Genomic DNA, 25,829 nt, shown 5'->3' with positions numbered 1-25,829 from the left:
CAAAATTGTGTTTCATCTATTCAATGAAACTTTATTCATTCACGTATTGCTTGTTCAGTTTTCAAGGTTCATTTTGTTGTCGTTTTTTTCAAGCGACTGTTTAATACTATAAAGCAATCATCTTTATTTGTCAACAACTTTTTTATTTTTGTTTTGCGTGTGTTTCGCAACAACGTTTATTAATATACACCTATCTCATTATAAATTGCAACCATTTATTTAAAATAAAAATATTCAGACTTTAATTACAATAAAAATATCAAGTTTCTACCTATTATATATGAGACAAAGCATTTTTACTTATCGAATGAAAAATAGCAAACTCTATTACGACTGAACTAACTCTAATTCAGATTTTTTTCAAACAAATACAGAAAATAAATTTAAAATATTTATCAAGTAACACAATTTTAATCAGTTCAGTGTGGCACCCTTGAACTTAATTTCTCTACCTTGGTTTTATTTTTTTAACAAACTACAGCAACCAATAAAAAAGAATGGCAATACCTAAAGATGGGAGCGACATAATTAAAAGTTTTTCTATATGATTATGACGTTGATCCTTTTTTTCCTTCGTTTCTGATAATAAGTTAGCCCGCATACGATCTCCACTTATGAATGCTCCTGATAAAAGCATGCTAATCACTAGCAAAATAAGACCTACTCCCCCAGCAATGTTAACCACCTTTTGTATATCACCTAAAATAAACGCAACTATTACAGCACCGACAGCTAACACAATACCATAAAGAAAGTACCTTCTCTTCACCTTCATCCCCTCCTATCATTCTTATTAATGTTATACGTATGCATTGCCTTATTGTTTCACTTTATTTCAATTCAGTGGGTAGTAAATTTGATAGGGAAATCCACCTGAGGCAACTAGATTCTGTTATGGTTTCGTTAATTGTCTAAAAAAATCCATCGAATCCATACGATAGCCATTACGCTACCAAAATAAAATAGCTACCCAAACGAATAGTTCGCCTGAGTAGCTTGATTGCTAATTATTAATGTGTTGCCGTTGCAAGATAAAGTAAGAAAATTAGACCGAAAACATACATTATCGGATGAACTTCTTTGGCACGACCTTTAACGATCATTGTTAATGGATAAAATACGAAGCCTATTGCTACACCTGTTGCGATAGAAAATGTTAATGGCATCATTAACATCGTGAAAAATGCTGGTACAGCAACTTCGAATTTTTCCCAATCAATCTTACCTAGTGATGCAACCATTAATATACCTACAACGATTAAAGCTGGAGCCGTTACAGCTGGTGTTACAACACTTAACAATGGTAAGAAGAATAAAGATAATAAAAATAATATGCCGGTTACTATAGAGGCAAAGCCTGTACGAGCACCTGCTGCTACACCTGATGATGACTCAACAAATGAAGTAATTGTAGAAGTACCAAAAATAGAGCCTACTATTGTAGCAATTGAATCAGAAATTAACGCTTTACCAGCGCGTGGTAGCTTGTTGTCTTTAACAAAGCCAGCTTGGTTCGCTACAGCCATTAATGTACCTGCGTTATCAAAGAAATCAACGAATAAAAACGTTAAAATTACCGATAGCATTGATAATGTGTAAAATTCTGCATCACGAAATGCTGAGAACAATGCACCAAATGTTGGTTCAATTGACGGGGGTGCTGCAACAATGCTTGATGGTAAATCAACTAAACTGAACAACATACCTGCTACTGCAGTAATAACCATCCCTAAAAATACCCCTGCCTTAATACCACGAACTAAGAAAATAACTGTAATAATAATACCGAAAATCGCTAATAATACTTGTGGGTCTGTTAAGTTACCAATTCCCACAAAGGTTGCAGGATTTGCTACTACGATTCCTGCATTTTTTAAACCGATAAATGCGATAAATAAACCAATTCCTGCACCAACAGCTAATTTAAGCTCCATCGGAATTGCATTAATTAATTTTTCACGCAAGCCTGTTAATGTTAAAAGTAAGAAAAACACTCCTGATACAAATACCGCAGCTAATGCGTGCTGCCAAGGGCTACCGTTCGTTAAAATGACTGTATAAGCAAAGAATGCATTTAAACCAAGACCTGGTGCTAACGCTAATGGATACTTTGCAAAAATCCCCATAATAAATGAACCAATTGCTGCAGCCACAGCTGTTGCTACGAATACTGCCCCATAGTCCATACGGAGAGCCTCTGGTAAATCTGGTATGTCTTGTAGTGTTAACGTCATAGGGTTAACAACTAAAATATAAGCCATTGCTAAAAATGTTGTGAATCCACCAAGAATTTCTCTTCGATAGTTCGTTCCAAGTTTATCAAACTCGAAATATTTTTTCATTGTGGTTTATTCCTCCGTATAATCGCCTATAATCGTAGGAAATAAAAGCAAATAAAAAGACATGTCTTTTTTAAAGTCGACATGTCTACGAATGAAGTAAATATATACTACAATACAAATTTACTTAAATCGTAGTCAAATCATTTACGGTGATTTGGTAGAAACTTGCGAGCCTATTCCCGCTATTATACGACGACGTTATTTAATTTACATTCAATAATATATCACCTCACCTTTTGCTTTTCAACTCATTTCCGAACATTTCTTAAATTTCTTATCATAAAGTTCGTGAAAACGCCCCTCTTTTTCTTATTCACTTCATTACCTCAAGCATCAATAAAAGAAAAATGCCCCTTATTAAGGAGCATTTTAGATTAGCTTTCATTTCCTTGCACTTTATTTATTATTTCGATATATTGTGTATCACCTAATCCATACTGTGGGAAAACTTTTAGTAAACTTTTCACTAACTCATATCTCGTTAGTTGATCATGAGCTTTGATATATTTTGTTATTTCATTCACTTCTTTTTGCAGCTCCATATATAATCGAATCCCCTGATACATTACAGGCATCATTTCTTTATTTGGCATATTTTTCTCCATTAATACTTCTTTATATAAAGAGCTGTAACCTCCTAATTGAATGATAGTTTCCTTCACATCGTACGTTTGCTCCTGTACAGCATGATAATAAACTGTGCCTTTATAATTTATTTGCTCTAAATATGCTAGCACTGTTAATAAGTTCATTTGGCAAAACATATCTTCGCCAAACCATAGCACAATACAGCTATACTTTTTAAATAATAAATTACCTTTCAAAGGGGCTAATGTAATTGCTTCGTAGTCTTGTAATGTCACTTTGTGCCCTTGTGCTCGCATTACATTAAACTCATTACTAAAAATCGGATAAGTGACATCATTGACACACATCGCTTCATTGAATGGTGCATAATCACTTGCGCCCATTAATTGTTGCTCCTTAAATTTCTTAAACATCTCTTCCCCATTTAAAATATTTAATACATCTGCATCAAACTGCTCCTTAATGCCATTTTGCAAATCTTCTATTCGTAATTTTTTTGAAATATCCATTGTATAAATCTCCTCTGTTGTAATTGTAAGCTTTACATATGATTGAAGAGGCCTAGGATTTTGACGGTAGGCATTCGGGCTTATACCAAATATTTCTTTAAAAGCCCTTGTATAAGACTCCTGAGTAGAATAGCCATGGTTCAAAGCAATATCCAGTATTCTTTCGTTTGTTTTCGCTAAAGCAAAAGAGGACAGATATATTTTTCTTAGAGCCATATATCTTTTTAAACTTACTCCCGTTAATTGATGAAATTTAAAAGAGCAGTAATATGGTGAGTACCCCATTTTTTCACTTAACTCGACTAACGAAAAGCCTTCAAACAAACGCTCCTCCACCCAATCAATCATCCTTTGCACGACATACTTCATTATGTATCACTCCTTACTTATTATTTTAATGATTAAAAGACTAGTATTTTGACATTGGTTGCGTTTTCAGAATTACATCGTTAAAGTAGTATGTAAAAGGAGGAAGAGCAATGACTTTATTTTCACAAACAATTACAGACTTTTGGGGTGAATCATTTAATCATGACGTTTTTTATAGCGATGATCATTTTCACTGTATAATTAATCCTCATTTAGAAGAAAACCGCCGAGTAATGGTGCTAACAACAGCCGATGACAAAGTTTATGCTGTAATTACACCTGCAATCGCGACAAAATTACGACTTTCCAAGGAACAACCTATGACTGAGGAAATTTTCCGCAATAAACTACATACAGCAAATATTCTATTACACGATGCTGACCATATTTTTTATTTTACTGAAGAAGAAAAAGGAAAAGTATGTACAGAAATTACTGCCGAAAATATACGTCAACTAAACGAACAAGATGCAAAGGTATTTTCTGAGTTTGAAGGCTCAGCATCGGAGCAAGATTTAGATGATGCTTATGTTGAATTAGATCACTGGACAGTATTCGGCTCCTTTGCTGAAGAACGTTTAGCATGTGCTTCTAGTATGTATCCATGGGGGAGCTCAAAGCTTGCTGATCTTGGTGTTTTAACATTACCACAATTTCGTGGACAAGGGCATGCTCGCAAAGTAGTACGTGCAATTAGTCAGTATGCTTACGGAAAAGGCTATGAGCCACAATATCGATGCCAGCTAGACAATACAGCATCCGTTTCTCTAGCAAAAGCTAGTGGGCTAACATTGTATGGTCAATGGGAAGTTATTTCACCAGACTCACAAGATCTTTCTTAATCAGTGCAAAGCCTCTATAGATTTTTAAGTTGACCTAAATCTAATGAAGAATTTACAGCAAAACACTGTCTATTTCCTGAAATATTTCTTATTATAGTATGTAGTTGGAAAATTCAGTTTTTAAAGGAGATGGCAACCTATGTATGAAAATATTTTGCGTCACCCAGGCCCTACACCAATTCCGAAACGTGTCGAGCTAGCAATGAATAAAAGTATCATTAGTCATCGCACACCAGAGTTTGTTTCACTGTATCGTGAAACTGTTAACTTAGTAAAACCTATATTCGGCACTGAGGAAGAAATATTATTTTTACCATCAGGTGGTACAGCGGCACTTGAAGCTGCAGCTGTAAACACCGTTTCAGCTGGTGAGGATGTTGTTATTATTACTGTTGGTGCATTTGGCCATTACTTTGTGTCAATTTGCGAACAGCACAAATTCCAAGTACATAAGCTAGAGAAGGCTTGGGGAGAAGCTTGTACTGCACAAGAGCTACGTGAATTTTTGCAGCATGTACCGAAAGTAAAAGCTGTTTTTATAACATACAACGAAACATCTACAGGGGTTTTGAATCCGATTGAAGAATTAACAAAGGTTGTACGCGAGGAAACAGATGCGCTCGTTATTGTAGACGGTGTAAGCTGCATCGGCGGTGTAACAGCAAAAATGGACGAATGGGGTATCGATATTTTAGTAACAGGCTCCCAAAAAGCAATGATGTTGCCTCCTGGTTTATCATTAGTTGCTGTAAGTAAGCGTGCTTGGCAAGTAATCGAAGACAATAATACACATGCTTATTATTTAAATCTATTAAGCTATAAAAATTGGGCTGAAAAAGGTATGACACCGAATACACCCGCTATCACACTATTATACGGCTTAAACGAAGCATGTAAGCTAATTGCTGAAGAAGGTGGTATTGAACAAACTGCCCAGCGTCACGATATTATGAAAAACATGGTGCGTGCTGCAATGACAGCATTAAATATAGAGCTATTAACGGTTGATGCCTATGCTTCTCCAACAATTACTGCAATCAAAACACCGCAAGGCATTGCGTTAGGTGACTTTGTTGCACATATAAAGGCGAAATACCATCTCGATTTCGCAGGAGGGCTTGGACCGTTACAAGGGGAAATTTTCCGCTTCGGTCATATGGGCTACTGCTTCCCAAGCGATGTGTTACAGGCCGTTTCATTAATTGAAGCTGCTCTACAAGATTTTAAGTATGACTTCACAGCAGGTGCTGGTATATTAGCTGCGCAAAAAGTCTTTTTAGAAAGCAATAAATAAAGAAGCTAATGGGAAAGCAGGCTAATATCTGCATTCCCATTTTTTATCCCGTATTAACAGGCTGTTTGATCCCCCACTGATTGAAGGTTCACTTTATCTTGATTCAGTAGAAAATGTATTCCCTCGCAAGTTTGAAAAAAGTCTGCACTAGAGTAATTAATCTAAAATAATCCTTTACATGAGGTATTAGCTCGTTGCTAAATTAAGATAAGTATTATCAAAGCGACCTTCTTTTAGATCCTCAATATCAATTAAAAATTCAAGAAACCCGGCATCCCACCAACACATATTCACCTCACTTAAGGATGATAATGAGAATAATACTTGCCAATTTTTTGCGGATTGTTGATGATGCTCTTCTTGTTCTTTATATTGGCATAAAAGCGGCAACACTTCTTTTTCAAGATGCTCAGCATATTGATTACGCCCATCTTTAAATGCCTCTTCCGCCTCCTGTTCTAACCTTTCAGGGGTTTTATACGTATTAAATAACAGCTTACTCATCCCATTACGGCATAGATAAGCATCAAGCTGTGTTTCCCCAGCCCATGTTTGCAACCCTCCAGCAAGTGCGTCACTAACATCGCACACCTCTGTATAAATGTCCTCATGCTCCTCTAGTAGCACATCTGAGTCCTCTCCTAAATCTGGCAATGATAAGTGTGGATACCATGTAATGCGGTGAGAAACAAATTCACGTTCATCAGCGTTTACCTCTTCTATCCCTTCAGGCAGATTTGCCAAAATTAAATTTGTTAAATCGCCATTATAATAAATAATTTGATGATCAATATCATAGGCTGGTTCATCCAAGCCTAAAAAGAAATAAAGCATGCCTGTCGCTGGCCAGCTATTCGAAGGCAAAAATGGCAACTCGCTTAAATTTATTTGCGCAAGAAAAGTATACGCTTCCCCGTCATCTGTACATGGCCACGTAATAGATGGTGGTAAATCAGGTCTCCCTGCTATACGACTATTTCCAACTTGCTCAAAGGTTTCCTCACCCTCAAGCTCAAATCGTAACGAAATTTTAGTGTGCTCCAGAAATAAGGCTTTTAACTCTTCGTTATCTGTAACATCATACTTATTCAACACATTTGTAATTTCCTGTTTACGCCAAGTCTCTCTTATCATAGTACCCTCCTCTATGTAATCAATATTTTTTTCAGTTTACCATATTTATCTTGCGATGTTACAGTTATCTAAAAGGAGGTTTTGATGGTGAAAGAAATCATTGAAATATTTAATCTACCATTTGAAGACATTCAGAAAATTACTTATGAAAGATTAGAATCTATGTATGACGATACTGGGCTATGTTATTTTGAAGGAGCAGCATATTTTGTCGCCTACACGACTTATGGAGCAAGAGTAGAAATTGCAGAAGGAGATAGCCGCTTCTTAAAAATCAAAGAATTACTTAGAATTGATACCCCTTTAAATGAAAATAAAATGCTTTATCTAAGGAGCTGAAGCATATGAGTATTGTGCAAATCAAAATCGACAATGATGAAAATATCCTAAAATATATTACACTTATTCGAAAATTTAATGCCGCGCTGTCGATTCACACAATTAAAAGCAATATCGAAAATAATAATTATGTAGTTAGCCACGATTTATATGCTTACGATGTTGTAGATGATTTGTTAAAAATTGATCATACTGCTCGCTTTAGACAGCTGCTAACAGATTTAGCCGCTACAGGTGCAAAGCTTCATATTTATTGTGATGAAGAACTTTGTACATTAGAGTATTTAGATAATAGAATTATAGCAATGCACGAAATTGAAAAAGAATTGCAGCGAGAAGCAGATAGGGCTCTAGAGAAAGAATAAAAGGAGAGTTATATATGAACCAATTTCAGCTTTTTTGGGAAGAGTTTTGCCAAGAAAATAATTTAACAGATGTTAAATATACCGACGCTTTTCAATTTGGTGTATCGGCTGATTGGTTAGCTGATTTAGTCTGTCAGGGCAAGAAAACAGCTACAACTTCAGGATATGTCTTTTATCAGCTTGAAAACGAGGAATTACCGAAAGCCAGAGAATATTCGATTGTCTTAAACAGCAACAATGAACCTGTTGCTATAATCGAAATTCAATCAGTCGAAGTTATACCGATGAATGAAGTAACAGAGGAATTTGCTTTAGCGGAAGGTGAAGGTGATTATCAATATTGGTGGGATGCCCATGTAAGCTTCTTTACACCGCTTTTACAACAATATAACTTAGAATTTTCTCCTGATATGCTCGTTGTTTGTGAGCGATTTAGGAAAGTGTATCCTAAAAACATTTAAAGCCCTCACTTTCTTTGTGAAGGCTTTTCTCAAGTTACTCATTTCTCCATGGATCTCCCTCGTCACTATCCAACCACGCAAGGAATTTATCTGTTACATCAGTTTCAGCAGGAACACCATATCCATCACTTACTAATTGAAAATTAATAGCACCTTCTTCAGCCTTCATTAAAAGATGGTATCCGCCATTATCGTTCCCCACAGAAACATAGCCTGGTGCATAGCTTTGTACTTCATAGGTTTTATTCATTTCAACTAGTTCATCAGTGGAATATAGCTTAGCTAAATTGCCAAGCACCCCGTTTGATACATGTAAGAGCTCTATGTATACTTTGGGTAACACAATTTGCAGCTCTTTTTCAGCATGCTGGATTTCTTCTACTGTTGCTGGCTCATACAATTCCATAATCCACTCTTTAGAATCCAATTCTGCTTTAATCATTTATACCTCCATATTATTTCGCTTCACAGTGACCTGTTTTATCGTTCAGTGTAAAGTTCGCTGCTTTCTTACATTTCAAAAGTAATCGTATTCAAGCAAAAAAGCTTGGAGAAAACCTACTATCCTACCCCAAACTTTTTCTTATCGTGCTACGTATACACTACTTTACTGCACGACTATGTAGCACTTGAATTCTTTTTTCTAATTTTTGTTTCCATTCTTCTGCTAGCGCATCTACTGCATGAATACGTTGCATCGCATCAGCATCTTTATTTTGGAAATACACCTCGTTACAATACAAGATTGAAATTTGTGCAGAATCTTTTTCAAGCAGCTCGATTTTCGAATCTGCATAAATTGTTCCTTCCTCTAGCACACGCGCAAGATAACCCGTATAACCTGTTTCAATTAATCGTTTAAGTAAAGTGGTTGCCTCAGTATATTTATCAATCGTGCTACATGGAACACGTCCTTGTGTAATTTGAATTACCGCATCACCAATTTTATAAATATCACCAATACAAACATCTGCTTCTTTCATATTTGTTACTGTTAAATTCTCACCGAATGCTGCTATCGGTAATGTTTTACCTAACTCTTGCTCCCATTGTGCATAGTGCTCCAAAGGATATAAGCAAACTGCACGGTCAGGTCCGCCATGATGTTTTTTATCCGCAACATCGTCTCCCTCAAATCCACTACTTGCTAAATACACATTAGGCACTTGCTGCTTTTCAATTCCAGAAATCATGGAACGCCCATTACCATAATGCAATTCTTTCGGCATACCTACTGCCAGCGTATGAATAGTTGCTCTATTATTCTCCAATGTAATCCCCCTTAAGCTAACAACAATACAATCTTTTTTTAGTTTACTATATACGCTACTTTACCAGCAATCTTCATTCTATTTTTTCCTTCAGGTAAAACAAATAGCCATTTCAAGATAGTCCCACTTATTCCGTATTTACCATTTCACATACCATTATGATATAATTCCTCTTTAGATAGAATTTTCAGTCACTAAATTAGAATACTTATTGGAGGAAATATGAACTACATAAAATATGTACGTCAATACATTGGAACAAAACCGATTATTGCACCTGGTTCAGCAATCGTTGTTTTAAATGAAAAGAGTGAAATACTATTACAGTTACGGTCAGATACAAATGATTGGGGGCTTCCAGGTGGCGGCATGGAAATGGGAGATAGCTTTGAAGAAACCGCACAAAAAGAACTGTTTGAAGAGACAGGATTAATTGCCCAAGAATTGAAGCTGATTGGATTAGCCTCTGGGAAAGAACTCTATTATAAATTTCCACATGGAGATGAAATTTATAATGCAACTGCCATTTTTAAAGCAAATGCTGTCACAGGAACGCTGAAACTAGATGAGGAAAGCAAAGATTTACAATACTTCGCTTTGAATCAGTTACCAAACTTAAATTATACAACGGTAAAATTGCTTGAAAAGATTGGGTATATTTCAACAGATAAGCTGTAGTTTAAATTTAGAAAGGCTGTGAATAAATATTTTTACTATACGAGATTTTGAAAATTGTCAGCTAGATTTTTTAACAGATATGCTATATGAATCTATACATATTCCTGAAAATAAACCGAATAAAATAGAGCTACTAAACTCCCCTCATCTCAAAAAATATCATGAAGACTGGGGAAAAGAAGGAGACGCAGCTTTAATAGCATTAGATTCGAATAACCAAGCAATAGGTGCTGTATGGTATAGATTATTTGATGACACAAATAAGGGATATGGATATGTAGACAGTAACACACCTGAATTAGGGATAGCAATTTGCCAAGAGGCAAGAGGAGTTGGGCTAGGCACTTTACTGATGCAAAGTATTATACAAAAAGCAATAGATGAGGGATATAAATCTATTTCTCTAAGTGTCGATCCTAAAAATCATGCAGCAGTTCATGTATATAAAAAATTAGGTTTTGAGGATTTTGGCGTTTCCGGAACATCTATCACAATGTTGAAGCGATTTTCTGAAATGCTATTTCCCTCCTCCAAATAATTAAAGCAATAAAAAAATAGAAATGGTGTACAATATTATCACTCGGATAATTATACACCATCAGAGTATTTAGAGAATATTAGGTGCATTTCTACTAACTAAATCACCTTTTAAGCTTCTTTATCGCCTAGAATATTACACTTTTCGGGTATGTATGTGAACATCAGCATCATACCTGATTTGTTCATTATCAGATGCACAACTGAAATTATTGAGCTGTATAACCACCATCTAAAATAATTGCCTGACCTGTCATACCTTTAGCAGAATCACTTGCCAAATAGAGTGCTAAATCTGTTACTTCCTGGGTATCCAACAATCTTTTTTGCGGAACAAGTGGGTAGAGTACTTCTTCTAATACTTGCTCTACTTGAATACCGCGCGTTTTTGCTAAGTCTTCAAATTGGTTTCTTACAAGCGCTGTATCTACATATCCTGGGCAAATTGCATTCACTGTAATAGAATCCGTTGCTGTTTCTAGAGCTGCTACTTTCGTTAAACCTATTACACCATGCTTGGCTGAATTATATGCCGCTTTTCCAGCAAATCCAATTACACCATTAATGGAAGCCATATTAATAATTCGCCCAAATTGCTGATTTCGCATATGTGGCAATGCATGCTTTATTGCGATAAACGGTGCAGTTAACATTATTTTCACAAGAAGCTCAAATTTTCCTGTAGGGAAATCCTCAATCATTGATACATGCTGCATGCCTGCATTGTTAATTAAAATATCAAGTCGGCCATAAGTGTTTATAGTAAAGTCTATCGCATGCTGGATATCTACTTCCTTTGTGACATCACAAGTAATTCCAACAGCCTGTCCCTTTAATTGAACAACCGCATTGTCCACTGATTCTTGTGTTAAATCAGAAATGACAACATTTGCTCCCGCCTCAACAAACGCCTTTGCGATATCCAATCCAATACCTTTTGCTGCACCAGTAATAAATAGTACTTTGCCGTTCATAGTATCTCCTCCCTACACAACAGTATCGTCAACACTTATCTACACTCTGTTAATTTTATTACCCTATATTTTAGCTGAATATCTTTCATTTAAATAGGTAGTAGCTTTTTATTTTTTAGTTTGACATCGCTAAATAGCTGTCCAGCCCCCATCGACTTTTATTGTTTCCCCCGTCACAAAATTCGCTAAATCTGATGCTAAATACAAGACAGCACCTGAAATATCTTGCGGTTGTGCAAGTTCTCCTAATAAAATTCGTTTTCCTACATCAGCTTTAAATGCTTCGTCTGTAAACATTTTCTCTGTTAATTCTGTTTCAATAAATGTTGGGGCTACTGCATTTACTTTAATACCACACTGCGCCCATTCTACCGCTAACGCCTTTGTTAATTGGACAAGGCCACCTTTACTAGAACAGTAAGCAGCACGATTATAATAACCTACAAAAGCCATTTGTGAAGCAATATTAATAATTTTGCCCTTTTTTTGAGTCATCATATATTTTGCTGCTGCTTGGCTACTGAAAAAGGCTGATTTTAAGTTCAAATTTAAAACCGTATCCCAATCTTCCTCTGTCACTTCTACCGCTGGCTTAGCAATATTTACTCCGGCATTATTTACAAGTATGTCTATTGTGCCAAATGCTGCAACAGCCCTCTCTATTAATGATACGGCATTGGCAACTTGGCTTAAATCTCCTTGTATAGCTAAGCATTTATCATTAAAGACATGCAGTTCTTGTAATGCTGCATCTAGGCTTGCTTGATTACGTCCTGCAATCACCACATTTGCATTCAATTTAGCAAATATTAATGCAATATCTTTACCAATCCCTTTACTTCCACCTGTGACGACAACTGTTTTACCAGCTAATTCAGAAAAGAAAGCAGTCATTGTTGCCCCTCCCTTCTTATTTTCATATCATTTTTCAAGAAATGAATTAATGTTTGCTCACGTTCTATATTTTTCTGTGTAGCAAAGTCTATGTCCCAATTATAAAAGCCTTCTCCGTTTTTGTAACCGAACTTTCCATCTTCCACTAATTGCGTAAGGACTGTGCCAGATTGTGACATTACACTCAAATCTTCAAATAGATAGTTTGAAATAGCAACAAAGACATCTAAGCCCCCCATATCCGCTGTCATCAATGGACCAGTTACAGGTAGACGTCGCCCAATACTATAGGTTACTGCTGCATCAATATCTTCCTTTGTTGCTACACCTGCATCAAGAATAGACTGTGCTTCTCGAAACAACGCATATTGCAGTCGATTCCCAATAAAACCTGGTATTTCTTTTTGCAGCAAAATAGGCTGTTTATGCATTTCCTTCATCACCTGCATAGCGCGGTCCACTGTTTCTAAATCTGTGTCTTTCCCTTTCACAACTTCAACTAAAGGAATTAAATGAGCTGGATTCCAAAAGTGAGTAACAATCAATCGCTCTGGATGTTGCATTCCCTCTGCTAATAAACTTGGCTTAAAGCCTGACGTGTTACTTGCAATAACGACATGCTTATTAACAATGCTTTCGATCCTCTTATACATCTCTTTTTTTAAATTTAGCACTTCTGGTATTGCCTCAATTATAAAGCTCGAATCCATTATCACGTCTTCTAATCGATCAGATAAAGTAATATTTTGCTGGATACTAAGCCCCTTCTTTTCATCGAAAAGATCATTTGCGCATAATATATTTATTTTTTGCTGCAATCCCTTTTCCGCATTATAAATATCTTCTTTATTTACACCATACACCTTCACTTGCATACCTGCCCAAGCTGCTGATAATGCAATTGAATGTCCCATCGTTCCACAACCAATAATTGAAACCGCTTCCATACATATTGCCCCTTTTTCTTAAAATTTGAGCTTAACTCCCTAAAGCTTGTCTTTGTTATTCTTTTTTAAAAGGTAACCTCTATCATGAAAGTACAAATAGCTGTCAGGAAATGCTGTTACTAACCCGCTTTCCTGACAGCACCTATATTTATATCAATTACGCCTTGGCGTAATTGCGACGAGTAACCGCAGGAGCACGGAGTTTGGTCACTCCCTCGGATTTCGTTACTTTTCCTACATTCATCCTGCCACTTATAGAAGCGGGGGACTTCTGTATCTGCCGCTTCGCTTTCGATACAACAAACATTTGCTGAATCAAGTTAAATACCTAAACCGATAGAGAATAAAATAACAGCTAAAATAACTCCTAAAAGTGGGACTACAACTGTTAATGCACCAAATGCAGGATAAGCATCCTTATGTGTTTCGCCTGCAATCGAACGAATAGTCGTTACAACATAACCACCTTGTGGCAAAGAATCTAGTGAGCCCGAAGAGATTGCTACTGTTCTATGGAGTGCCTCTGCATTGACACCTAAATCTAAGTAATGCGGTGCTAATAAAGGTAAAGCAATTGCCTGTCCACCTGAAGACGAGCCTGTTAAACCAGCAATTACTGCAACTGCTAAAGCTCCACCAATAAGAGGGCTACCTGGAATATCCGTCATAAAATCTACCGCTGCTGCAAATGAAGGCGTCGCTTTTACAACGCCACCAAATCCCACAACTGCTGCTGTATTAGCAATAGCAATAACAGCGCCTAGTGCTCCTTCTCCAAAAGCTTGACCAAGATTTTTGAAATATTTTCGATTAATGATATATGTCGAAACAATACCACCTGTCAACGCAATGATTAAAGCGGAAGTCCCTAATGAATCGTGGAAAATAAACGAAACAATCAATACAACCAACAATGGAATCATGCTTAAAAATGGATTAGGCAATTCTGTGCGTGCAGCACCCGAAGGATCTGTCTCCCTACTAACAAAGTGCTCACCTTTTGCTACAGCTTTAGCAATCATTTTTTTCAACCACCAATAACCAAATACCATCATAAATACCGCAACAATAATGCTGACTTCTGCACCAGCCCATGGTGATGTACCTAAAAACTCAATAGGAATCCAGTTTTGAATCTCTGGAGAACCTGCTGAAGTCATTGTAAAAGTCGTTGACCCAAAGCCAAGTGCCGCTGGAATAAAGCGTCTTGGCAAGTTTGCTTGTTTAAATAAACTAAGCGCCATTGGATAGACAGAAAACGCTACCACAAATAAGCTAACGCCACCATAAGTTAGTACAGCACAAGCAATTACTACCGCTAAAGCCGCTCGTTTCATACCAATTGTATTGACAATCATTTGTGAAACACTGTCGGCAGCTCCACTATCCTCCATTACTTTACCGAATATAGCACCTGTTAAAAACATTAAATACCAAGATGCAATAAATCCTGTAAATCCTGTCATATAGTTAGTTAAAAAGTTGGCCGCTCCCTCTTCAGCTAACTGTGGGAATAATGGTAAACCATTTAAAATTCCAACAAATAGTGCTGTTAGTGGTGCTGCGATAAGGAGATTCATCCCCTTCATTGTCAAATAAATTAACAAAGCTAATCCGCCAAATAACCCAATCATTCCCAACATTTTATTTCCCCCAGTCCCATCCGAAATGGTTTACTTGTTGCCGTATCTTCTTACTCGAAGCAATGCTTGCTCTGCATGCCCCGCAAAATTTTCTAATTGGCATAAACGTGCAGCATATTCCCCTATATATGCACTTGCTTCTGGTGTAACCTTTTGATAAGTAACTGTTTTAATGAACTTTCCTACCCATAAACCACCTGTATATCGAGCTGCACCTTTTGTTGGTAAAGTATGGTTTGTCCCAATTACTTTATCTCCATATGCTACATTTGTTTCTGGCCCTAAAAATAAACAGCCATAATTCGTCATGTTTTCAAGGAAATAATTAGGATCTTCCGTTAAAATTTCAACATGCTCAAATGCTAAGCGATCCGCCTCAATACATGCCTCTTCAATCGAATCCACTAATAAAATTTGTCCGTAATCTTCCCATGAAACTCTAGCAATATCAGCAGTTGGTAATGATTTTAGTTGACGTTCGATTTCTTTTACTGTTTCTTCAGCTAGCCCTTTCGATGTCGTAATAAGAGCCCCAGGAGATGTTGGTCCATGCTCCCCTTGTCCTAAAATATCCGTTGCAACCATTTCTGCATCAGCAGTATGGTCTGCTACTACTAATGTTTCAGTTGGACCTGCAAATAAATCAATTCCTACACGTCCATATAATTGGCGCTTCGCCTCTGCTACAAATGCATTACCTGGTCCAACAATCATATCCACAGCTTGGATTGTTTCTGTACCTATAGCCATTGCAGCCATTGCTTGAATACCACCTAATAAGTAAATTTCATCTGCACCAGCTAAGGACATTGCAGCAATTGTTGCATGTGGTATTTCACCATTAATTGGCGGCGTACAAGCAATTACGCGTTTTACTCCAGCTACTTTCGCGGTTAAAACACTCATATGAGCAGATGCTACCATTGGATAACGACCACCTGGGATATAACATCCAACACTATTTACTGGAATATTTTTATGCCCCAAAATAACTCCTGGAATATTTTCAACTTCCACGTCGTGTAAAGAAGCGAGCTGTGCTTCTGCAAATTCTCTAATATTTTTTTGAGCAAATTGAATATCTTTAATCACTTCTTCAGGCACTTTAGAAACGATTTCTTTTATTTGCGTTTCTGTTAAGCGGAACGATTGCGGCGACCATTTATCGAATTTTTCCGATAATTCACGTACTGCTTGATCCCCTCTTACTTCAACATCTTTAATAGCCTCAGCTACAATTTGTGACACTTTGTAATCATTTGCACTAACCTCTTCTTGCGATTTTCCTGCTTTTAAAATTTGCATCCCCATCATGTCCCTTCTGAAAAGTCCTATATTTTTTAAAAAGTGAAATAATTGCATACGTATGCAAAAATCTATAAGAGAAGGTTATGCTAAAACCTTCAATTAGTCAACCCCCTTTTTTGTTGTTTCTCGCACAATTAATTTACCATCAATTTCAATATTTTTAGCTATTCCAGTATAATTTTCGATTTCATTTATTAAATAAGTCATTGTTTCTGCAATCATTTCATCCATAGGTTGTTCCCAAGTTGTTAAATTATATGTTGGCCAGGATGCCATCTCGATATTATCAAACCCTACTACTTTCGTGTCATTTGGAACTGCAATCTGATTTTCCCGTAAAGCATCAAGAACACCTAAAGCCATAATATCATTTGCCACAAAAAACCCATCAGGCAACTGTTTTTTCGAAATAATTTCTCGCGCTGTATTATAGCCACCTTCATACGTATAATCAGATGAATATTTTTTTAAATGGACATTATGTTTTTCTACAATATTAGTAAATCCTCTCTCACGCTCTATACTTGTTGATGTATTTGCATTACCTGCAATATAAGCTAATTTAGTGCAACCTTCTGCAATTAAAAACTCCCCAATAGCTTCACTTGCCTTTAAATTATTACAGCATACAGAATAAAAATCACTCTTCACTACTTTTCGATTAAATAGAACTACTGGAATTTTATTATCTTTAAACTCTTCCATTGCACTTAATGATAAAGTGGCATCTGTAATTATTACGGCTGCTACATGATAGTTTAATAGTATATCAATATCATCTTTTTGAATTTCATCATTATTTGTATGGACGAATAAAATGCTATAGCCTATTTTTTTAAATTCGGAGGTAAATTGCTTTAATACTTGGGGATAAAAAGGATTCTGTACGCCTTTCATAACAAGCCCAATAATTTTTGTACGATTGGTAATAAGGCTGCGGGCAAATTCATTAGGTCGATAGCCCAATTCCTCTGCTGCTTCTAGTACCTTTTTCTTTGTTTTAGCTGAGACTGATGCGCCTTCAAAATAAACACGTGAAACAGAGGACTGTGAAACCCCTGCCAACTTCGCAACATCTTTTGCTGTAACTTTTGGAATCAAATTTATCTCGCCCCTTCATATAAATTGAAAGTTGTATTATAAATGCATCATAGCATATTTGAATAGATCATATTCCTATTTTATTATCAACAATTAAGAACATAAATTTGAAGGAAGAACAACTTCCTAAGCCTTGAACATCAATAAGAAAAAAGCGATGGGTAGTGGAATTGAAAAATATAGTACATGAATTATATCGAAATACAAAAAAATCTTTAACTTTGTTGAACAACCTGTATTTACGGAAAAATGCAGAGGAAGTCAGCAGAAAAATCCCTGATTACCTCTGGATTGTTTATAATACTCACAAATTTGGTTATCATATGTCGTAATTCCTTATCTTCTAATATGTGTATCGCAAGCATCACACATATTTTTTTAATAATGGCAAGAACGTTCGACTATAGTCTGTTACCTTCCCAACCCTTAGTTAACCACTTAACTATTTGACAGTTAATCATTTGCTGTTATAATAAATTCATTAACTACTTAGAAAGGAAATGAACAACATATGTCCAATCCCCTCAATAATCCAGATATTGAGATAGAGCTCTTTCTTACATTACATCAAAAAACAAGTAAGTTAACTAAAATTTTAGATGCAAGACTCAAAATATTTGATTTAAATTTAGGTCGACTATGTTTGTTATATATGTTAGAAGTACGAAATTATGAAGCTTTACCTTCTGAATTAGGCGATGAACTTGCTGTCACTCGATCGAATATTAGCGGTTTGTTAAGCGCTTTAGAAAAGCTCCATTATATCAAAAGAACCTTTGATGAAAATGATCGTAGAAAAATTAAAGTGACAATGACGGAAGATGGGAAAAATATTTTAGCGAAAGCATGGCCAATCTACGAAGAAGTAGTAAAAAGCTTATTTAGTGAATTAAATAAAGATGAAAAAGCGCAGTTATTATCTGTAATGACCCGCATATAGACCCCTATTTGAAATAATAGGGTTTTATTTCCCAAAATAGTTAATCACTTAATTATTAATCAATTAATCAAAAGGAGAATTAATATGAAAAAAGTTGTTATTGTGTTATGTATATTATCTTTCTTGGTCGGTTTTGATTTAATCGTTACTGTCCCAATGTTGCCAGCTATAAGCGAGAATTTAAATATAAACATGGAAATCAGCGGAATTTTGTTTACATCTTATGCTTTGGCATATGCCGTTTTCGGTTTAATTGCGGGCAGTATATCGGATCGAATTGGGAAAAAGAAAGTACTTTTAGCTGGGATTATTATTTTTTCTATCGCAACTTTTAGTACAGGGCTAGCCAATTCTTTATTTACATTGATAGGATTTAGAATACTAGCAGGTTTAGGTGCAGCTTTAATTCAACCTATCGTTTATTCTATTGTGGGGGAAGTTATTGACTATGAACAAAGAGGAAAAGTAATGGGCTCCGTTACAGCAGCCTTAATTCTGCCAACTGTTATCGGTATCCCCATTGCTGGCTTTATCACAGATATATTTAATTGGAGAGTTCCATTTTTCATTATTGGTGTAATCGGCATATTTATGTCTATTGTCATAGGGGCTGTTATTCCACAGTTTAAATCTACTAGCTCAAGCTCTATTGTAAATATGATAGCCAAAGCACTTTCTAATCGTACCGTGACACTCACATTGTTAATTTCTTTCATGTATTATGGTGGGTTAGAAGCTATTTTTTCTATCATAGGTATTTACTATAGCCAATATTTCGACTTATCTCCTTCCCTTATCGGAAGTATTTTGCTTATGGCAGGAATTGCAAGTGTTTTAGGCAGCCTAGCTAGCGGCAAAGTAATGAATAAACCACATAATAAGAAAGGTTTATTACTAGCGGTGTCTATCGCTTCTTTATTCTCTATTATGTTATTAACTATGAATGAAAAGTTGCTTTATGTTTCCATTGTCTTGAATATCATTTGGTCATTTGCATATGCCTTTGGTCAAAATATAATAAACACCTATATGTCTAATCAAAGCGATGAAATTAGAACAACAGTAATGTCCTTAAACACATCAGCAATGTATTTTGGAGCAACTGTTTTAAGTATACTTAGTATTACGCTTCTAAATATTTTCTCTTTCATTGCCGTTGGGATTTTATGTGCCATTGCTTATTTTCTTGCTGCTTTATTAACATATAAATTACAAGCTAAATAATGCTATCTTAAAGCAATTTAGATTGTTAACACATCGAGTGTGTTAATTAGCCTTTATTTTATAAAAAAGCCCTTAAAATCCAGCATCACCGCGAATTTGAAGGGCTTCACTTGCAATTAAATTCAAGCTATTTGTAGTACATAAGTTTATTGTTTATACTCCTGTAAAATCTTCTCTATTTCAACATAGTTTAATTTTTTCGCATAATCTAGCGCTGTTTTTCCATAGTTATCTTTTAAATTGGGGTTTGCTCCATTTTCCATTAAAACGCGAACAATGTCTTGATATACCTTTGAACCATTTCTTAGAGCTACTGCCTCAATAAGTGCAGTGTAGCCGTAGTTGTTTTGAAAATCAATATTGCTCTCGCTCTTTTCAAGAAGCAATTTAACATTTTCTAAGTGCCCTTTTTCAGCAGCAGGAATTAAAGCATTCCCACCAAAGCGGTTTAAAATCGTCTCGTCAGGTGTAGCATTTTCAAGCATATACTTTAGTATTTCAGTTCTGCCTTCAGCACCTGCATATAAATAAGGGGTATCAGAAATTGCATCCTGTTTATTTATATCTGCGTTGTGATCTATAAGCATTTTACTAATCTCGATCTCGTTATTATGAACAGCGATTAATAAGGGGGTTTCATTTTTGTTATTCGTTTCATCTATTGGGTAATCAGAATCTTCTAATATAGAACGCACTAATTCTTGATTTCCTTCATTTACGGCTTTTAGAAGGCTTCCGTGCTCAAAGTTTACTTTTTCACTCTCAACTTCTGTAGATGTCTCTTCATTTTCTACTGCTTGTGCCTCTTCTCCCGACTCATTTTTTTCTACTACATCCTCTACCACTTGTTCTTCTACTAGTTCCCTACTTGTCTGCTCTACACTATCTTGATTTTGACAGCCTGTCATAAGAAAAAGAAAGAGAGGTAAGGCAATTTGTCGATTAATACGTTTAAAATTCATAAATATATAGCGCTCCTTTTAGTTTTTTTGAAATGGGTAATAGTGAGGAGGCAACAAAGGCCCCCTCACTAATTTTTAAAATCCAAAAGAAGGATTAAATTCACCTTTATAAGGCTCATGTTCTACAAAGATTTCGATTTCATTGCCATCAGCATCTACGCCCATACGTTTGTAAGTAAAGCGCTCACTGTTTATTTCCGTAAGCTCTAATGCTACACCATAACGATTTTCTCCGATTGATACATGCGTACGTATTTTATTATCATTAATTACATCAAAATAACCAAAGTCTCCACGGCTTTCACCAGTTTCTAAATTGAAAAATTCATATTTACTAGTTGCTGCATCAAATTTAGCGATACTAATATAATTACTATTGTACTCTGTTACATCGTTGCCTTTGCTATCTAACACGACTGTACCATTCCATAAAGTTTCGCCTAAAATACGACGACCTTCTTTATCTTTAACGATTTCGCCTGTTTCACTCGTTAACTCCTTACCACCATTAGTAAACTCAAGCTCAGCTTCAGTATATGGTACGTGTTCAACAAATACTTCTACTTCGTTACCATCTTTATCTACACCCATTCGTTTATAAGTGAATATTTCATCATTCAGCTCTGTGATATCTACAACTGCTTGATAACCCATACTTTCAGAAATTAAAATTCGTTTCGCCCCATCTTCAGTGATAAAGAATATACCTTCATCCCCACGTGTTTCACCTGTCGCTTTATCAAAAAATTCATAACGGTTTGTTTCTTGTTCGTATTTTGCCAATCCAATAAAATTACTATTTTCTTCAGTTAAATTATTTCCTTTTTCATCATATACTTCTGTACCTTGCCAGTTAGTAGCAGTAAGGATTTTAGTGAATTCTTCGCCCTTCGATACATTTTCATCTTGTGCTGCTTCTTCTTGATTTGTTACCTCTTCTTGAGTTGTGGCTTCTTCCTGAGCTACTGTTTCTTGCTCTTTGTTTTCACCCTCACTGTCATTAGCGCTACAAGCCGTCATAACAAGTGCACCACTCAACATTACCATTAATAAATTACTTTTTACTGACATATATTTTGCATCTCCTTTATATTTCGTCTAACTTAATAATAAAGGACGAGTATAAAACCCAGATAAATAAAAAATAAACACTAAATAAACAAATTTTAGATTTATGAAAAATAGGCTAACATGCCGCTTTCCGGTCAACTTTTTGCTATTTTACTGAAATATTAACCATTTAGAAAAACACTAGCGCTCTTTATAAGGTTAAAAAATATCTCTTTCTTCCTAGTCTTTTTTCAATTTTAAAATGAATAAGTACAGCTAGAATTTCAGCTTTGTGAATAACTTCTGTGAATTTATACGTTGCTTTATCCTCAGTAAAAAAACAACCAGTCACCGGTAATTTACCGACGACTGGTTGTATAATTTCGCTTGATTGTAGATGTTATTTAAATATTAAGTAAACACACATTTATAAAGTTAACCCCGCATCGACAACAACAATTGAACCTGTCATGTAGCTTGCTTTATCCGATGCTAAATAAGCGACCATTTCTGCAAGTTCTTCAGGAGCTGCATAACGGCCCATTCGCATATTCGGTAATTCTTCTGGAATATAACCACCTTGTTCAAACTGCTCAGCAACACTAGCGGTTAATGCTGTTTGCACACCACCTGGACAAAGTGCATTAATTCGAATTCCCTTTTTGGCGTATTCTAATGCAGCACCTTTAGTTAAACCTACAACCGCATGTTTACTCGCAGAGTATACAGCTACGCTATGTTCTGCTCGAATTCCTGCTGTTGAAGCAGTGTTTATTATAGAGCCATATCCTTGCTCATCCATCACTTTCAATACATATTTCAACCCAAGGAATATCCCTTTAACATTGACAGACATGATACGGTCAAATTCCGATTCTTCAACTGAGATAAAGGGAGCAAATTTTTGGATTATCCCTGCATTGTTAAAAAATATATCAATTTGACCATATGTTTCAACCGCTTTATTTACATAATTTTGCACATCTTCACTCTTCGATACATCTGCTTGAATGAAAATTCCTTCTCCACCTTGCTCTTTAACAAGATTTAACGTACCTTCTCCTGTTTCTTGATTGAAATCAACCAATATAACTTTTGCGCCAAGAGATGCTAATTTAATACTGCTCGCTCGTCCAATTCCACTTCCTGCTCCAGTAATTACGGCAACCTTATTTGCTAGTTCCATTTTTATTCCTCCTTGTATTGATAGACTATGCAATGCAGATTTTAGAAAATCCGCTTATTTCTATAGGTTGTGTTTAATTTACATACCTCCTATATTTAATTTCCACTTTACCCTTGGCATTTCCTTCTTGAAATATACGGAATAACGTGAATATTTAGACTTATTTTAAGAAATTAAGATTAAGCAAAAGCAATTTTGTTTACAACTTAGCAAAACATAAATATAATTAAAACCAACAAACGTTTGTATATACAAACGTTTACCTGGATTTAGCTTTACAAACATCAATCAAAAAAGGAGAAGGGATTGTTGAAAGAAAAAAATGTAGCACAACTTCGTGTAATAAAGGAAAAAATTCAGATGGATAGGATGAATTACTATGCAGACACCCAATTCTGATTATTTGCTAAGTAACTGCCTTTATTTTACGGCTGCTCGGTTCGCAAGGCAGATGGAAAAATTGGCTGAGGAAGCATTTTCGTCAATGGACATACCCCCTTCTTACGCGTATTTAATCATTACAATCAATGATTATCCAGGTATCTCCCAAAAAGAACTATGCCAAAAGCTTTCGATTGCTCCATCGACAAGTACAAGGTTCATTGAAAAACTTGTAAAAAACAAATTTGTAGAACGTAAGCGTGATGGTAAATATATTTTGTTTTATTTAACGGAAGAAGGAAAATCTTTATGTGACGAAATATATGAAAGTTTGAATAAAATTTATTTACGACATTCGGAAATTCTGGATAGAGAGCATAGTCAACAATTAATTCACTCGCTCCATGAAGCAAGTGAGTTATTAGAAATAAAATAATAGTAAGGGGCTTTAAATATGGGATTAATGACGAATCAAGTTGCGTTAGTGACAGGTGCAGGAACTGGATTAGGCCGTGCAACAGCCATTCAATTTGCTGCTGAAGGAGCAAAAGTTATATTGATAGGAAGACGTAAGGAAAAATTGCAGGAAGTAGCACAGATTATTGAACAGGCAGGTGGACAATCCCTTGTATTCCAAGTGGATGTAACTAATTCAGAAGAAGTTAACAGACTGCGTGAACAACTAATCGCTCAAGTAGATCGAATTGATGTGTTAATTAATAACGTTGGTGGAACTGGCGATTACAGCACAGTACATGATATGACGCCGTCGATTTGGGATCATACGATTCGTCTCAACCTATATACTTCTTTCTTAGTAACTAATGCATTTCTTCCGATAATGAGAAAACAGCAGTATGGTCGAATTGTTTCGATTACTTCAGCGATGGCAAACTTTGAATACGAAGGTTTAGGTGCCTATTCTGCTGCTAAAGCAGGTTTAGAAGGTTTAATGCGAACGGTAGCACTCGAAGAAAAACAACATGGTATATTAGTAAACATGTTTGATCCTGGGAATTTGAAAACAGAACAAAACCCTTATGGAGAAGGAGATCCAGCTACAGTTGTTGATGGTATAGTAAAGCTGGCAATTTTACCAGCTAGTAGCTCCACTGGACTAGTATTTGGAGCAAATAAATAAGTCTTCAATAAGGGGAAAGTATGGACTATGTAGTAGCAATTTATAATGAATTGTAGATTAGTTATATTAGTTTTATTAGTTTTAGAAGGTCATTTATAATGGCCAACTCCGCCGACGTGCAGTTATTACTCCATAATATTTGATAATGAACTTAGAAATTGTCCGAAAAGCGGCATGTCAGCCTACTTTTCGGGCAATTTTTTGCTGTTTTATTGGTTTCTACGATTTTTTTCAAACTAAAAAACCACGTCCTTCTTTGAAGAACGTGGTTTGGACCGATTCCATACTTTTCACATTGTCATTTGCTCTTTCGGGCAACCACCGCTAAGCGACCATTTTCGGTTGAGTATTCACATGTGGACAGAACAAGAAGCGTATCTCCATATTTTGCAGTTACGCCCGTGTCATAAAGTGCGAGTTGTTCAATATTTTGAATATACGAATTAAATTCGTCTGGTGTTTCTATCTGTTCAATTCGATAATATTTAAAAACATCGTCTGTTTGGTTGTACACCTTTGATAGAATAACAGCAACGATTTCATATTCTTCCTGCTTGAAAAGCGTACTGAACTGTAGCTTTGTATGTTCCTTATAGTAACTTTCCTTTTTGTACTTCTCCAAATCTGCAAACATCGCTCCACTTTTCATATGATGCCCATGAATGAGTAGAATGCCTGAGCCATCTATACGACTGTGTTCATCCAAAAAGGGGAGCCCGTTTTTGTTTTTCTCTTTATCGAAACCATGATTGAGATAGTACTGTGTATCTTGTTGATTCTGCATAATCGGGTAATCAATGCGAGTGTCGTCTATTTTCAGCCACCCAATGATATCAGGATTTTGCTTGTAAAGCTCTTGAAATTCAGGGAGCATGATTGGCTCTTTCACCTTTGTAATAAAAGGCGAGGGTGCCTTAACACCCTCACCTTTTTTATTTTCTTTATACCGTATTTCTGCTAGTTCTTTGATTTGTTGATTTTCAGCATAATCTTGCATGTAACCTCTTGCAAGAAAGACTACAGAATAAATGAGCATAAATGTGAAAAAGGCGATAAGAACTTTTCTTATTTTACTCATTTCCTCACCGCCTTTTTCTTTACTAAATGTGCTTTTTCTTTCTGTTACCGAACAATAGGAATCCTAGCATAATTAGGGACATAAGTGCCAAAGTCATATAGAAGATTGGCGACATACCGTCGTCTCCTGTTTTTGGAACATTGTCTAGTTTGTATTCTTTGTTTGCCCCATTGTTATTGCCCTTGGATTCATTGTTTCCATTTGATTTAGGATTATCCTTAGAACCAGGGTTGCTTTCTGGATTTTCTGAGTTACCTTCTGGTGTTCCTGG

The 25,829-nt window shown here is 35.8% G+C and carries 28 protein-coding genes and 1 riboswitch; of the genes, 11 read left to right on the top strand and 17 right to left on the bottom strand.

Going from position 1 to position 25,829, the window contains the following annotated elements:
* Positions 1-475: 475 nt before the first annotated feature.
* The 3 genes from TY13_RS19525 to TY13_RS19515 all read right to left on the bottom strand — a co-directional run bounded on the left by TY13_RS19525 (position 476) and on the right by TY13_RS19515 (position 3,808).
* Positions 476-769, bottom strand: coding sequence for a DUF5316 domain-containing protein (locus tag TY13_RS19525; RefSeq protein ID WP_052344401.1), 294 nt, complete (start codon positions 767-769; stop codon positions 476-478).
* A 241-nt stretch (positions 770-1,010) separates the two neighbouring features.
* Positions 1,011-2,342 (bottom strand): NCS2 family permease, encoded by a 1,332-nt coding sequence (locus TY13_RS19520; protein ID WP_042479435.1) that lies wholly within the window; start codon positions 2,340-2,342, stop codon positions 1,011-1,013.
* Positions 2,343-2,454: 112 nt separating this feature from the next.
* Positions 2,455-2,555: riboswitch (purine riboswitch) on the bottom strand.
* Between the two features lie 161 nt (positions 2,556-2,716).
* On the bottom strand, positions 2,717-3,808 hold the full coding sequence (locus TY13_RS19515; protein ID WP_042479432.1) for a helix-turn-helix domain-containing protein: 1,092 nt from the start codon (positions 3,806-3,808) through the stop codon (positions 2,717-2,719).
* A 110-nt stretch (positions 3,809-3,918) separates the two neighbouring features.
* Here TY13_RS19515 and TY13_RS19510 point away from each other — a divergent pair, with 110 nt between their 5' ends.
* Positions 3,919-4,650 (top strand): GNAT family N-acetyltransferase, encoded by a 732-nt coding sequence (locus tag TY13_RS19510; protein WP_042479429.1) that lies wholly within the window; start codon positions 3,919-3,921, stop codon positions 4,648-4,650.
* 139 nt (positions 4,651-4,789) lie between these two features.
* A complete protein-coding gene (locus TY13_RS19505; RefSeq protein ID WP_042479426.1) occupies positions 4,790-5,944 on the top strand; it encodes a pyridoxal-phosphate-dependent aminotransferase family protein in 1,155 nt (384 codons plus the stop codon).
* A 186-nt stretch (positions 5,945-6,130) separates the two neighbouring features.
* Here the strand turns inward: TY13_RS19505 and TY13_RS19500 are convergent, their stop codons facing one another.
* Positions 6,131-7,078: a DUF1963 domain-containing protein gene (locus TY13_RS19500; RefSeq protein WP_230199486.1), complete on the bottom strand. Its 948-nt coding sequence runs from the start codon at positions 7,076-7,078 to the stop codon at positions 6,131-6,133.
* A gap of 84 nt (positions 7,079-7,162) precedes the next feature.
* Here TY13_RS19500 and TY13_RS19495 point away from each other — a divergent pair, with 84 nt between their 5' ends.
* Genes TY13_RS19495 through TY13_RS19485 form a run of 3 tightly spaced genes read left to right on the top strand, consistent with a single transcriptional unit; the run spans position 7,163 to position 8,243 of the window.
* The gene (locus TY13_RS19495; RefSeq protein ID WP_042479423.1) at positions 7,163-7,417 is read left to right on the top strand and encodes a hypothetical protein; all 255 of its coding nucleotides are present in this window, start codon (positions 7,163-7,165) and stop codon (positions 7,415-7,417) included.
* Between the two features lie 5 nt (positions 7,418-7,422).
* Positions 7,423-7,782: a hypothetical protein gene (locus TY13_RS19490; RefSeq protein ID WP_042479421.1), complete on the top strand. Its 360-nt coding sequence runs from the start codon at positions 7,423-7,425 to the stop codon at positions 7,780-7,782.
* 14 nt (positions 7,783-7,796) lie between these two features.
* On the top strand, positions 7,797-8,243 hold the full coding sequence (locus tag TY13_RS19485) for an ASCH domain-containing protein (protein ID WP_042479420.1): 447 nt from the start codon (positions 7,797-7,799) through the stop codon (positions 8,241-8,243).
* A 34-nt stretch (positions 8,244-8,277) separates the two neighbouring features.
* Here the strand turns inward: TY13_RS19485 and TY13_RS19960 are convergent, their stop codons facing one another.
* On the bottom strand, positions 8,278-8,685 hold the full coding sequence (locus TY13_RS19960; RefSeq protein WP_052344399.1) for an SMI1/KNR4 family protein: 408 nt from the start codon (positions 8,683-8,685) through the stop codon (positions 8,278-8,280).
* A 160-nt stretch (positions 8,686-8,845) separates the two neighbouring features.
* Positions 8,846-9,472 carry an MOSC domain-containing protein gene (locus TY13_RS19475; protein ID WP_195891734.1) on the bottom strand — a complete coding sequence of 209 codons (627 nt, stop codon included), beginning with the start codon at positions 9,470-9,472 and terminating at the stop codon, positions 8,846-8,848.
* Positions 9,473-9,736: 264 nt separating this feature from the next.
* On the opposite strand from TY13_RS19475, the gene TY13_RS19470 reads away from it, so the two are divergent.
* Both TY13_RS19470 and TY13_RS19465 read left to right on the top strand, forming a co-directional pair.
* Entirely contained in the window at positions 9,737-10,192 is a 456-nt protein-coding gene (locus tag TY13_RS19470; protein WP_042479416.1) for an NUDIX hydrolase, read from the top strand.
* 79 nt (positions 10,193-10,271) lie between these two features.
* A complete protein-coding gene (locus TY13_RS19465) occupies positions 10,272-10,730 on the top strand; it encodes a GNAT family N-acetyltransferase (protein ID WP_042479414.1) in 459 nt (152 codons plus the stop codon).
* 208 nt (positions 10,731-10,938) lie between these two features.
* Here TY13_RS19465 and TY13_RS19460 read toward each other — a convergent pair whose 3' ends face one another.
* The 6 genes from TY13_RS19460 to TY13_RS19435 form a co-directional block, all read right to left on the bottom strand.
* On the bottom strand, positions 10,939-11,703 hold the full coding sequence (locus TY13_RS19460) for a 3-hydroxybutyrate dehydrogenase (RefSeq protein ID WP_042479411.1): 765 nt from the start codon (positions 11,701-11,703) through the stop codon (positions 10,939-10,941).
* 129 nt (positions 11,704-11,832) lie between these two features.
* Positions 11,833-12,597: an SDR family NAD(P)-dependent oxidoreductase gene (locus TY13_RS19455; protein ID WP_042479408.1), complete on the bottom strand. Its 765-nt coding sequence runs from the start codon at positions 12,595-12,597 to the stop codon at positions 11,833-11,835.
* Positions 12,594-13,544, bottom strand: a complete 951-nt coding sequence (locus TY13_RS19450; protein ID WP_042479405.1) for a 3-hydroxyacyl-CoA dehydrogenase family protein — start codon at positions 13,542-13,544, stop codon at positions 12,594-12,596. Before TY13_RS19450 ends, TY13_RS19455 begins: the two co-directional genes overlap by 4 nt.
* Before the next feature lie 320 nt (positions 13,545-13,864).
* Positions 13,865-15,187: a GntP family permease gene (locus TY13_RS19445; RefSeq protein WP_195891733.1), complete on the bottom strand. Its 1,323-nt coding sequence runs from the start codon at positions 15,185-15,187 to the stop codon at positions 13,865-13,867.
* A 30-nt stretch (positions 15,188-15,217) separates the two neighbouring features.
* The gene (hisD, locus tag TY13_RS19440; RefSeq protein ID WP_042479439.1) at positions 15,218-16,492 is read right to left on the bottom strand and encodes a histidinol dehydrogenase; all 1,275 of its coding nucleotides are present in this window, start codon (positions 16,490-16,492) and stop codon (positions 15,218-15,220) included.
* A 102-nt stretch (positions 16,493-16,594) separates the two neighbouring features.
* The gene (locus tag TY13_RS19435; protein ID WP_042479401.1) at positions 16,595-17,596 is read right to left on the bottom strand and encodes a LacI family DNA-binding transcriptional regulator; all 1,002 of its coding nucleotides are present in this window, start codon (positions 17,594-17,596) and stop codon (positions 16,595-16,597) included.
* A 511-nt stretch (positions 17,597-18,107) separates the two neighbouring features.
* Here TY13_RS19435 and TY13_RS19430 point away from each other — a divergent pair.
* The gene (locus TY13_RS19430) at positions 18,108-18,536 is read left to right on the top strand and encodes a MarR family winged helix-turn-helix transcriptional regulator (protein WP_042479398.1); all 429 of its coding nucleotides are present in this window, start codon (positions 18,108-18,110) and stop codon (positions 18,534-18,536) included.
* A gap of 84 nt (positions 18,537-18,620) precedes the next feature.
* On the top strand, positions 18,621-19,760 hold the full coding sequence (locus tag TY13_RS19425) for an MFS transporter (protein ID WP_042479395.1): 1,140 nt from the start codon (positions 18,621-18,623) through the stop codon (positions 19,758-19,760).
* Between the two features lie 146 nt (positions 19,761-19,906).
* On the opposite strand, the gene TY13_RS19420 is transcribed toward TY13_RS19425, so the two are convergent.
* The 3 genes from TY13_RS19420 to TY13_RS19410 form a co-directional block, all read right to left on the bottom strand.
* Entirely contained in the window at positions 19,907-20,722 is an 816-nt protein-coding gene (locus TY13_RS19420; protein WP_081797054.1) for an ankyrin repeat domain-containing protein, read from the bottom strand.
* A 75-nt stretch (positions 20,723-20,797) separates the two neighbouring features.
* Entirely contained in the window at positions 20,798-21,793 is a 996-nt protein-coding gene (locus TY13_RS19415; protein ID WP_042479386.1) for a DUF4822 domain-containing protein, read from the bottom strand.
* A 406-nt stretch (positions 21,794-22,199) separates the two neighbouring features.
* On the bottom strand, positions 22,200-22,958 hold the full coding sequence (locus tag TY13_RS19410) for an SDR family NAD(P)-dependent oxidoreductase (RefSeq protein WP_042479383.1): 759 nt from the start codon (positions 22,956-22,958) through the stop codon (positions 22,200-22,202).
* A gap of 379 nt (positions 22,959-23,337) precedes the next feature.
* Between TY13_RS19410 and TY13_RS19405 the strand changes: the two genes are divergently transcribed.
* Positions 23,338-23,775, top strand: a complete 438-nt coding sequence (locus TY13_RS19405) for a MarR family winged helix-turn-helix transcriptional regulator (protein WP_042479381.1) — start codon at positions 23,338-23,340, stop codon at positions 23,773-23,775.
* Between the two features lie 18 nt (positions 23,776-23,793).
* The gene (locus TY13_RS19400) at positions 23,794-24,480 is read left to right on the top strand and encodes an SDR family NAD(P)-dependent oxidoreductase (RefSeq protein ID WP_042479377.1); all 687 of its coding nucleotides are present in this window, start codon (positions 23,794-23,796) and stop codon (positions 24,478-24,480) included.
* A 298-nt stretch (positions 24,481-24,778) separates the two neighbouring features.
* Here the strand turns inward: TY13_RS19400 and srtB are convergent, their stop codons facing one another.
* Both srtB and TY13_RS19390 read right to left on the bottom strand, forming a co-directional pair.
* Complete coding sequence (gene srtB / locus TY13_RS19395; protein ID WP_042479374.1) at positions 24,779-25,558, bottom strand: class B sortase; 780 nt, start codon at positions 25,556-25,558, stop codon at positions 24,779-24,781.
* A 22-nt stretch (positions 25,559-25,580) separates the two neighbouring features.
* A partial coding sequence (locus TY13_RS19390; protein ID WP_042479372.1) for an LPXTG cell wall anchor domain-containing protein occupies positions 25,581-25,829 on the bottom strand: 249 nt, incomplete at its 5' end.

The sequence above is a fragment of the Bacillus ndiopicus genome (assembly GCF_000612805.1).
Taxonomy (GTDB): Bacteria; Bacillota; Bacilli; order Bacillales_A; family Planococcaceae; genus Metasolibacillus; species Metasolibacillus ndiopicus.
This window is presented reverse-complemented; position numbering and strand designations above follow the sequence as displayed.

What these genes read in the sequence shown, in the direction of transcription:
- TY13_RS19475 (WP_195891734.1), bottom strand. Translation starts at nt 9,472, where the DNA reads ATGCCGAAAGAATTGCATTATGGTAATGGGCGTTCCATGATTTCTGGA.
- TY13_RS19425 (WP_042479395.1), top strand. Translation starts at nt 18,621, where the DNA reads ATGAAAAAAGTTGTTATTGTGTTATGTATATTATCTTTCTTGGTCGGT.
- TY13_RS19400 (WP_042479377.1), top strand. Translation starts at nt 23,794, where the DNA reads ATGGGATTAATGACGAATCAAGTTGCGTTAGTGACAGGTGCAGGAACT.
- TY13_RS19960 (WP_052344399.1), bottom strand. Translation starts at nt 8,685, where the DNA reads ATGATTAAAGCAGAATTGGATTCTAAAGAGTGGATTATGGAATTGTAT.
- TY13_RS19410 (WP_042479383.1), bottom strand. Translation starts at nt 22,958, where the DNA reads ATGGAACTAGCAAATAAGGTTGCCGTAATTACTGGAGCAGGAAGTGGA.
- TY13_RS19520 (WP_042479435.1), bottom strand. Translation starts at nt 2,342, where the DNA reads ATGAAAAAATATTTCGAGTTTGATAAACTTGGAACGAACTATCGAAGA.
- TY13_RS19430 (WP_042479398.1), top strand. Translation starts at nt 18,108, where the DNA reads ATGTCCAATCCCCTCAATAATCCAGATATTGAGATAGAGCTCTTTCTT.
- TY13_RS19515 (WP_042479432.1), bottom strand. Translation starts at nt 3,808, where the DNA reads ATGAAGTATGTCGTGCAAAGGATGATTGATTGGGTGGAGGAGCGTTTG.
- TY13_RS19455 (WP_042479408.1), bottom strand. Translation starts at nt 12,597, where the DNA reads ATGACTGCTTTCTTTTCTGAATTAGCTGGTAAAACAGTTGTCGTCACA.
- TY13_RS19500 (WP_230199486.1), bottom strand. Translation starts at nt 7,078, where the DNA reads ATGATAAGAGAGACTTGGCGTAAACAGGAAATTACAAATGTGTTGAAT.
- TY13_RS19505 (WP_042479426.1), top strand. Translation starts at nt 4,790, where the DNA reads ATGTATGAAAATATTTTGCGTCACCCAGGCCCTACACCAATTCCGAAA.
- TY13_RS19415 (WP_042479386.1), bottom strand. Translation starts at nt 21,793, where the DNA reads ATGTCAGTAAAAAGTAATTTATTAATGGTAATGTTGAGTGGTGCACTT.
- TY13_RS19405 (WP_042479381.1), top strand. Translation starts at nt 23,338, where the DNA reads ATGCAGACACCCAATTCTGATTATTTGCTAAGTAACTGCCTTTATTTT.
- srtB (WP_042479374.1), bottom strand. Translation starts at nt 25,558, where the DNA reads ATGAGTAAAATAAGAAAAGTTCTTATCGCCTTTTTCACATTTATGCTC.
- TY13_RS19485 (WP_042479420.1), top strand. Translation starts at nt 7,797, where the DNA reads ATGAACCAATTTCAGCTTTTTTGGGAAGAGTTTTGCCAAGAAAATAAT.
- TY13_RS19495 (WP_042479423.1), top strand. Translation starts at nt 7,163, where the DNA reads ATGGTGAAAGAAATCATTGAAATATTTAATCTACCATTTGAAGACATT.
- TY13_RS19460 (WP_042479411.1), bottom strand. Translation starts at nt 11,703, where the DNA reads ATGAACGGCAAAGTACTATTTATTACTGGTGCAGCAAAAGGTATTGGA.
- TY13_RS19450 (WP_042479405.1), bottom strand. Translation starts at nt 13,544, where the DNA reads ATGGAAGCGGTTTCAATTATTGGTTGTGGAACGATGGGACATTCAATT.
- TY13_RS19420 (WP_081797054.1), bottom strand. Translation starts at nt 20,722, where the DNA reads ATGAATTTTAAACGTATTAATCGACAAATTGCCTTACCTCTCTTTCTT.
- TY13_RS19470 (WP_042479416.1), top strand. Translation starts at nt 9,737, where the DNA reads ATGAACTACATAAAATATGTACGTCAATACATTGGAACAAAACCGATT.
- TY13_RS19490 (WP_042479421.1), top strand. Translation starts at nt 7,423, where the DNA reads ATGAGTATTGTGCAAATCAAAATCGACAATGATGAAAATATCCTAAAA.
- TY13_RS19465 (WP_042479414.1), top strand. Translation starts at nt 10,272, where the DNA reads ATGCTATATGAATCTATACATATTCCTGAAAATAAACCGAATAAAATA.
- TY13_RS19445 (WP_195891733.1), bottom strand. Translation starts at nt 15,187, where the DNA reads ATGTTGGGAATGATTGGGTTATTTGGCGGATTAGCTTTGTTAATTTAT.
- TY13_RS19510 (WP_042479429.1), top strand. Translation starts at nt 3,919, where the DNA reads ATGACTTTATTTTCACAAACAATTACAGACTTTTGGGGTGAATCATTT.
- hisD (WP_042479439.1), bottom strand. Translation starts at nt 16,492, where the DNA reads ATGCAAATTTTAAAAGCAGGAAAATCGCAAGAAGAGGTTAGTGCAAAT.